Here is a 7,156-nt window from a genome sequence, read left to right on the forward strand (position 1 = left end):
TGCGGGTGCTGCGGGTGCTGCGGGTGCTGCGGGTGCTGCGGGTGCTGCGGGTGCTGCGGGTGCTGCGGGTGCTGCGGGTGCTGCGGGTGCTGCGGGCAGGGTGCGCAGGCCTTCGGCGACCTGCCGCAGGGCGGGCAGGGCGGCGGCCAGGGCCTCGCGCCGGTCGGCGGGCAGGCCGGCGACGACGTCCTCCATCAGCGCGCGGCGGCGCCGGCGCCAGGCCTCGATCCGCTCGACGGCCTCGGGGGTGGCGTGCAGGAGGGCGGCCCGGCGGTCGGCGGGGTCGGTCTCGCGGCGCAGCAGGCCGAGGGCGACGAGCTGGTTGACGAGGGTGGACACCGAGTTGCCGGCCAGGCACAGCTCCTCGGCGGCCTCGGAGACGCGCAGTCCGGGGGTTTCCGTCACCAGGCGCAGCAGTTCGACCTGGGCGCCGCGCAGGCGGGGTTCGTCCATCGTCTGCCGCAGGCGGCGGCGGACCAGTCGCTGGATGCCGACGAGGAGGGTGGAGAACTCGTCCGCCGGCGCGACGTCGAGCGTCTGCGGCTCTGTCGCGGTCATATCCCCATTTTAGCTCTCAGTGAGAGCTATCCGTCGATGGTCACGCGTCCGTTTCCGGTGCGCCGCGCAGGTGGCGGGCCCAGATCTGGGCCTTGCGGTAGGGGCCCTCGCCGGCGCCGTCGTACTGCGGTGCGTCGAAGGCGACCCAGTAGGCCGGTTCGCCGTCCTCGGCCCGCGGGTCGCCGGCGGGCTCCGGCGCCCCCATCGGGTCGATGGTGCCCGTGAACTCCACCTGCCACGGGCCGTCCCACTGCGGGTCGCGGACCACGGTGACCCGGGTACCGGGGGGCAGTGCACCGGCGGGCCAGTCGCGGTTCAGGGGGCGGCCCAGGATCCGTTCGACGGCCGCCCGGTCCCGGTCCCGGTCCCGGTCCCGGGTGTGTGCGGTGTCGGAAGACGGGTCGAGCTCATGCGCTCAGCTTCCACGGACGGGGGCCGGAAAAGCCACCGGTTAATCGGTGGGTTCGGGCGGGGTTCAGGCGGCGCGCCGGCCGTGGACGAGGACGAGGACGGCGGCGAGGTCGTCCAGCACGTCGGCGGCCTGCCGGCGCTGCTCGGCGGTCGCGCGGGAGAGGGTGGAGGACAAGGTGCTCACTCCCCTGGCCGCTTGTGGACCTCGAAGGCGCGCCAGGCGCTGTACGCGTCCCCGAAGAAGGTGAAGGCGGCGAGTTCGCCGGTGGGCCGGCACAGCCACTCCCCCGTCATCTCGTTGCGGACCCGGTAGCGGTCGGCCGTGGCGTCGAACCGGACGCCGTAGCCGGGGAGGCGGGTGGCTTGGTCGTGGGGCATGGGGAACCCTCTGCGATCGGAGTTTCACGTTCTGTGCATATGGTGGCCTGGACTCACCTAGCATCGGAAGCGCAAACAACTTGACTTCGAGGCCACGTTGAGTCGGAGCCCCCATGGTGAACATCAAGGAAATCGACCCGTCATCCAGCCCCTGGGCCCCCTTCGGCATCCAACTCCGCAACTCACGCAAGGCGAAAGGCCTCCTGCAGCACCAGCTCGCGCGCAAATGCGGAGTCAGCGCCTCGTACGTCTCGTTCGTTGAACTTGCGCACCGACCGCCGAGTGAAAAGTTTGCTACCAAGGCCGACGAAGTCCTGGAAACGGGCGGGACCTTGATGCTGATGTGGTGGCAGCACAAGCACACCGCGCTCGTGCCGGGCTTCCCGGAATACGCCAACCACGAGAACCGCGCCGCAGAGGTGCGGCTGTTCTCGATCGACATCGTGTCCGGGCTGCTGCAGACCCATGCTTACGCCGGCGCCTGGGAAGCGGCCAACATCAGGCGCGGCACCGCGACTCCCGAGCAGGCCGAGGAACGGGTCGCCTTCCTCATGACGCGCCAACAACTCCTGGCCCGCACTCCGACCCCTCTACTTCATGCAGTTCTCGATGAAAGCTGCCTGCGCCGACCTGTCGGCGGAGCCAAGGTGATGATCGAGCAGCTACAGCACCTTGAGCGGCTTGCCGCCACCCCGAGCGTGATCATTCAGGTCGCCCCGTACTCCCTGGGCGAGGAACGGCCTTTCAGCTCCCATGTGACCCTGCTGACCATGCCCGACCGCAAGTTGCTCGGGTACGGCGAGACCGAAGTCCGCGGTTACCTTGATCGCGATATCGACACTGTCCTTCCACTGTTCAGGGGCTACGATCGGCTTCAGATCGAGGCACTGAATCAGGCCGCATCTATGGAGATGATCCGTGCGGTACGGAAGGGCTATGAGGATGGATGTTGACCTGACCCACGCTGGCTGGCGGAAGAGCACCTACAGCGGGGGCCAGAACGGCTGCGTGGAGGTCGCCGACGGCTTCAGCGGTGTCATGCCCGTGCGTGACTCCAAGGACCCCAACGGGCCGGCCCTCCTCTTCCCCGCTCCCGCCTGGCAGGCCTTCGTCTCCGCCGTCCGCACCGGCGAGTTCGACGCCCCCTGAGGGCACTTGCGCTTCGCCGCCCGGGTCGGTGTACACCTAGGACAGTGGAACGCCGGCTCTCTGATGCGGCACTGGTGCCGCATCAGCGGAACCGTATCGGTGTCTGCGCGGCTTCAGGGTTGATGAACGAGTGATCTGGCCCAACAGCGTCCGGGCGAACGTCAAGACCGGGCACGACCGGGAGGTGTTCGCCGTCTATCCGTACCGGTCGGCCTGCCCTCGGTCGGTCTGGGCGCAGCTGATCGCCGAGGCTCGGTCCGAGGTCTTCCTCGCCGGGTACACCAACTACTTCGTCCGGCTGGAGCAACCCGCCCTCCTCCAGACCTTGCGGCGCAAGGCCGAGAGCGGTTGCCGCATCCGCTTCCTCCTCGGCGATCCCGGGTCCGAGACGACGCGTCGGCGTGAGCAGATCGAGGACGTGGCCCTCACCGTGTCCACCCGGATCCGGGTCACGCTGGAGCACCTGTCCAAACTCTCCGGCACCCAGGGCGTCGAGGCCCACTTCAGCTCCCCGGAGGACGGCCCGAACCACATCGGCCTGTCCGTCTTCCGATTCGACGAACACGCCCTGGTCACCCCGCACTTGGCCCGAACCGTCGGCCACGACTCCCCGCTGATGCACCTGCGGCGCAGCGAGGAGAACGGAATGTTCGACCGCTTCGCCGAGCACATCGAGGAACTCTGGTCCCGGGGCAGCGGCATTCCCACCAACCCGGCCCGTACCAGCGCCTGAACCCGCGTCTCTCGGTTCGCCCGCCGCCCCGACGAGGGCAGCGGGCGCATGCGGACGAGGGGGCGGGCGAGGTTTCTGTCCTCGTGTCCATGAGCCACGACGCCTGCCGGCCCGCCCCGATGCCGCTCCACTCCGTGTCCGTCGCGGGCGTGGTCGTTCGCGAGGACGGGCGCGTGCTGGCCATCCGGCGGGCCGACAATGGCACCTGGGAGCCTCCGGGCGGCGTCCTCGAACTCACCGAGACCATCGAGGACGGCCTGCGCCGCGAAATCCACGAGGAGACGGGGCTCAAGGTCGGCGTCGACCGGCTCACCGGCGTCTACAAGAACATGACCCGCGGCATCGTCGCCCTGGTCTTCCGGTGCCACCCCGAGGACGGCGCCGAACAACTCTCCTCCGAATCCACCGCCATCGCCTGGCTGACCCCCGACGAGGTCACCGACCGCATGGCCGAGGTCTATGCCGTCCGCGTCCTCGATGCCCTGCGCCCCGGCCTCACGCGCATCCGCTCCCATGACGGCCGGCACCTCACCGCCCCCGAACGCCTCGCATGAGAAGTCGGCCCCGCCGACTTCCTGCTCCACCGCCCGGCCAGGAGGGAAGAGCAGCACTCCCGTCACCTGTCGCAGGAGCACCCGCAACGGACAGGGCGGCCAGTGCATCGAAGTCGCCGACGGCAACCCCGGTCTCACGCCCGTCCGCGGCTCCAAGGACCCCGGCGGCCCTACCCTTCCCTTCCTCTCTCCCGCCGTCCGCGCGGGCGAATTCGACGCCGGCCGAGGGCACTTGAGCGTCGCCGCCCGCCTCCGGGCGGCGACGCGCGGACGAACCCCCCTCCCCCGCACCGCCGCGCGCGAACGCCTCCCGTGGGACGTCGGCCCGTCCGACGGGCTGCCGAGGATCCTTCAGTGACCTGCCCGGGCCGGGGTTCTACGCCCCGGCGGGCACGCTGTCGCAGGCGACTGGCATGCTGGGGTCGAGAGTTGTCACCGGGAGGGGACGAGGGGGGCGGATGCCGGACAAGGTCAGGCCGCTGCGCGCGGCACCACGGCTGGGCACGGTCAACGGATTCGGGCGCACGATGCTGGGCAAGACCCGCGTGGACGCCCAGGGCGCCTGTTTCGCCACCCACTGGTTCACCGTGCTGATGCTGCCGATCCGGCCGCTGGGCCGCTACTACGTCAAGGAGGGCGAGACGGTCGACGTCCCCGGACGGGGCGGCGCCTCGACGACCACCACCGAGTACGTGTTCCTCGGCGAGGCCGAGCTGCGCGCGAGCGAGGTGATCCGCACCTACCTGTTCTGCTGGCTGGTGGTGCCGCTGGTCGTCGCCGGTCCCGTGACGCTCTTCGGGCTCAACGCCGACGCGTTCAGCCACGAGCACCCGATCCTCTTCCTCCTGCTGCTGCTCGGGCTCCCGATCGTCGGCATCATCGCGCTGGCGTGGCTGCTGGTCCTCAACGAGAAGTTCCTCGCGCCGGTGCGCGTGCCGCGACGGGTCGAGGCCGGGCCGGCGGACCGAAGGCCCTGAGGGGACTGGACTCGGGGCCCGAGGGCCTGACGGCGGGTCCGCAACGGCTACAGGCCCGCCCCGGTCAGCAGCCGCTCCATGTGCTCGACGGGAAGGAACGGCGAGGCGGCGGCGGCCCGCGCGACGTGTTCGGAAGGGTCGGCGAGCAGGCGCAGCAGGGACGGGAGCGGAAGGTTGCGGTGGGCGGCGACGGCCCGGCGCACGCACTCCTCGGGGTCGTCGGCCAGCTGCCCGGCGAGTTCCGCGGGCAGGTCCGGATCGCGGGGCGCGAGGGAGCGCAGCCGGGGCTGGGGGTCGGTGGCGAAGCGGCGCAGGGTCTGCGGGGGGAACGGCAGGACCTGCGCCCTGTCCCACCAGAACGTGAACTTGTCGCGTCGGCGGTAGCGGCGCTCGATGTCCTCGGCGGTCGCCGGGTCGACCAGGTGCGGGGCGGAGTGCGCCATGGTGAGGCGGACCAACTCCTCCTCGTCGCCGAGCAGTCGGGCCACGGCCTCGGCGGGCAGGTCCTTGGCGGCGGCAGCCGAGGCCCGGAAGCAGACGTAGGGCGAGTCGACGTGCGGCAGCGGGTCGGCCGTCACCCAGTCAAGGCGCAGGATCCGTAGTTCCGTGGGCGCGAAGGAGTTCTCGTACCAGCGCAGGAAGGCCTCGTCGTCGGCGTCGGAGCCCGGCTCGGCCGTCGACCGCGACGCCTCGTGGACCGAGGTGTGGATCCGTGCCCGCTCGTGCCCGGGTGTGTCCGGCCGGGCGAAGACCTTCACCCGCACGCTCAGGGCCGGATCGACGGCCAGGGCCTCGCGCAGCGCCGGCGGCAGGTCGGGATGCCGGGCGAGTTCGGCGCGCACGCCGGCGTCCGGGTCCTCGGCGAGCCGCCGGGCGGTGTCCGCGTCGAGGACGGCGTGGACCACTGCGCCCGCCCGGGTCACCGGGTCCGCCAGCAGCGCCGGCAGCAGGTCCGCGGGCGGTACCGGATGCGGCAGGTGCGCGGAGCAGGTGGAGCAGGCGGCGGCGCGGACCTCCGGCTCGGGGTCGGTGAGCAGGATCCGACGCACCGCCTCCGGGGCCTGCGTCCAGTGCTTCGCCAGCGCGGCGCGGACCGCCGGGTCGGGGTCGGCGGCGAGACGGGCCCTCAGGTCGGGCGGGGTGCCGTCCGACTGGGCCAGGTGTTCGCGGACCTTCGAACCCGGATCGTCGACGAACTGCTCCAGCATCCGCCTCGGCGCGGTCGCGGCGCGGACGGCGAGCGCGGCCCGCACCCCCTCGTCGGGATGGGCGGCCAGGCGCAGGCGGAAGCGGTGCGGCAGCCGGTCGTTGAGGGCCAGACTGTGCAGGAGCCAGTGGTCGCCGGTCGCGACGATCTCGTCGATCATGTCCTCGGTGAGGTCCGCACGACCCGCCACCTCCCCGAATCCGTGCCGCCGGGCGAACAGCCGCCGGACCATCGCGGCGGGCAGGGCGGGGTTCACGGCCAGCCCGTCCAGCACGTGGTCGAGGCGGACCGGGGTCGGGTCGTCGGCGTCCATGCGGCCAGGGTGTCAGGCGCTCGGCGATGCGCAGCCGCCGGGCCCCGCCCGCGCACCGGCCGGGCCCGCTCAACCCCCCGGGTGCGGCGGCTCCCTGACGGCACCGACGCCGACCGTCCCCCGAGGTAGGCGATCGCCGCCTGCGTCGCGCTCCTCGCCCGCTCAGGCCCGGGCCGCGGAGGCGGCGGGGACCGCACCCAAAGCACCCACGGCACCCACGGCGCGCAGGGCGCGGTCGGCGGTCTCCCGCCTCTCGCCCACCGGGGCCACGTAGTCGAGGACGGCGCGCGCGGCGTCCTCGCCGAGGGTGCGGGTGATCACCCAGGTCGCGAGGTACTGGGAGGCCAGGCAGCCGCCCGCCGTGGCGATGTTGCCCTCCGCGTGGAAGGGCGCGTCCAGCACGGTGACGCCGCGGGCCTCGACGAACGGGCGGCTCGTCAGGTCCGTACAGGCCGGCATGGCGCCCAGCAGGCCGAGGTGGGCCAGCACCAGCGCGCCGGAGCACTGGGAGCCGATCAACTGCCGCGCGGGGTCGAGCGGCAGCCGGGCGAGCAGCGGCGCGTCGGCGACCACGTCGCGCGTCCGCACCCCGCTGCCGATCAGCACGACGTCGGCCTCGGTGACGAACCCGATCGGGCGCTGCCCGGCGACCTCGACACCGTTCATCGAGGTCACCCGCGGCGTGGGCGTCGTGATGAAGGCCTCCAGGCCGTCCTTGCGGCAGCGGTTGATCAGCGCGGAGGCGATGAAACTGTCGAGCTCGTTGAACCCGTCGAAGGTGACCACGGCTACCTGCACCATCACACCACTCCCCTCATGCGGCACCGGATGTCCGGCTGCGCCCAGTGTGCCGTGCGCCGCCCGCGTCCGCGGATC

At 72.1% G+C, this 7,156-nt stretch carries 11 protein-coding genes; 6 read left to right on the plus strand and 5 right to left on the minus strand.

Features of this window, described 5'->3' with window-relative positions:
• The 3 genes from ACFVHV_RS40435 to ACFVHV_RS40445 all read right to left on the minus strand — a co-directional run.
• Positions 1–558: MarR family winged helix-turn-helix transcriptional regulator (locus ACFVHV_RS40435; protein WP_380358435.1), on the minus strand; the 558-nt coding region annotated here is incomplete at its 3' end.
• A gap of 40 nt (positions 559–598) precedes the next feature.
• Positions 599–826, minus strand: a complete 228-nt coding sequence (locus ACFVHV_RS40440; protein WP_380358438.1) for a ferrous iron transport protein A — start codon at positions 824–826, stop codon at positions 599–601.
• A gap of 323 nt (positions 827–1,149) precedes the next feature.
• Positions 1,150–1,347, minus strand: coding sequence for a hypothetical protein (locus tag ACFVHV_RS40445; protein ID WP_380358441.1), 198 nt, complete (start codon positions 1,345–1,347; stop codon positions 1,150–1,152).
• A 113-nt stretch (positions 1,348–1,460) separates the two neighbouring features.
• Here ACFVHV_RS40445 and ACFVHV_RS40450 point away from each other — a divergent pair, with 113 nt between their 5' ends.
• The 6 genes from ACFVHV_RS40450 (at position 1,461) to ACFVHV_RS40475 (ending at position 4,760) form a co-directional block, all read left to right on the plus strand.
• Positions 1,461–2,300, plus strand: a complete 840-nt coding sequence (locus tag ACFVHV_RS40450; protein ID WP_380358444.1) for a Scr1 family TA system antitoxin-like transcriptional regulator — start codon at positions 1,461–1,463, stop codon at positions 2,298–2,300.
• Positions 2,284–2,496: a DUF397 domain-containing protein gene (locus tag ACFVHV_RS40455; RefSeq protein ID WP_359914889.1), complete on the plus strand. Its 213-nt coding sequence runs from the start codon at positions 2,284–2,286 to the stop codon at positions 2,494–2,496. The genes ACFVHV_RS40450 and ACFVHV_RS40455 overlap by 17 nt, the downstream gene beginning before the upstream one ends.
• Before the next feature lie 130 nt (positions 2,497–2,626).
• Positions 2,627–3,229 (plus strand): DUF5919 domain-containing protein, encoded by a 603-nt coding sequence (locus ACFVHV_RS40460; protein WP_380358447.1) that lies wholly within the window; start codon positions 2,627–2,629, stop codon positions 3,227–3,229.
• Between the two features lie 89 nt (positions 3,230–3,318).
• On the plus strand, positions 3,319–3,783 hold the full coding sequence (locus ACFVHV_RS40465) for an NUDIX domain-containing protein (protein WP_359914883.1): 465 nt from the start codon (positions 3,319–3,321) through the stop codon (positions 3,781–3,783).
• Positions 3,743–4,141 carry a DUF397 domain-containing protein gene (locus tag ACFVHV_RS40470; protein ID WP_380358450.1) on the plus strand — a complete coding sequence of 133 codons (399 nt, stop codon included), beginning with the start codon at positions 3,743–3,745 and terminating at the stop codon, positions 4,139–4,141. The genes ACFVHV_RS40465 and ACFVHV_RS40470 overlap by 41 nt, the downstream gene beginning before the upstream one ends.
• Before the next feature lie 100 nt (positions 4,142–4,241).
• Positions 4,242–4,760, plus strand: coding sequence for a hypothetical protein (locus tag ACFVHV_RS40475; protein WP_359914881.1), 519 nt, complete (start codon positions 4,242–4,244; stop codon positions 4,758–4,760).
• A 47-nt stretch (positions 4,761–4,807) separates the two neighbouring features.
• Here the strand turns inward: ACFVHV_RS40475 and ACFVHV_RS40480 are convergent, their stop codons facing one another.
• Positions 4,808–6,280 carry a hypothetical protein gene (locus ACFVHV_RS40480; RefSeq protein ID WP_380358453.1) on the minus strand — a complete coding sequence of 491 codons (1,473 nt, stop codon included), beginning with the start codon at positions 6,278–6,280 and terminating at the stop codon, positions 4,808–4,810.
• 162 nt (positions 6,281–6,442) lie between these two features.
• Positions 6,443–7,081, minus strand: a complete 639-nt coding sequence (locus ACFVHV_RS40485; RefSeq protein WP_359914876.1) for an AraC family transcriptional regulator — start codon at positions 7,079–7,081, stop codon at positions 6,443–6,445.
• Positions 7,082–7,156: the final 75 nt, after the last annotated feature.

It is taken from the genome of Kitasatospora sp. NPDC127116 (assembly GCF_042677365.1).
Lineage (GTDB): Bacteria > Actinomycetota > Actinomycetes > Streptomycetales > Streptomycetaceae > Kitasatospora > Kitasatospora lactacystinica.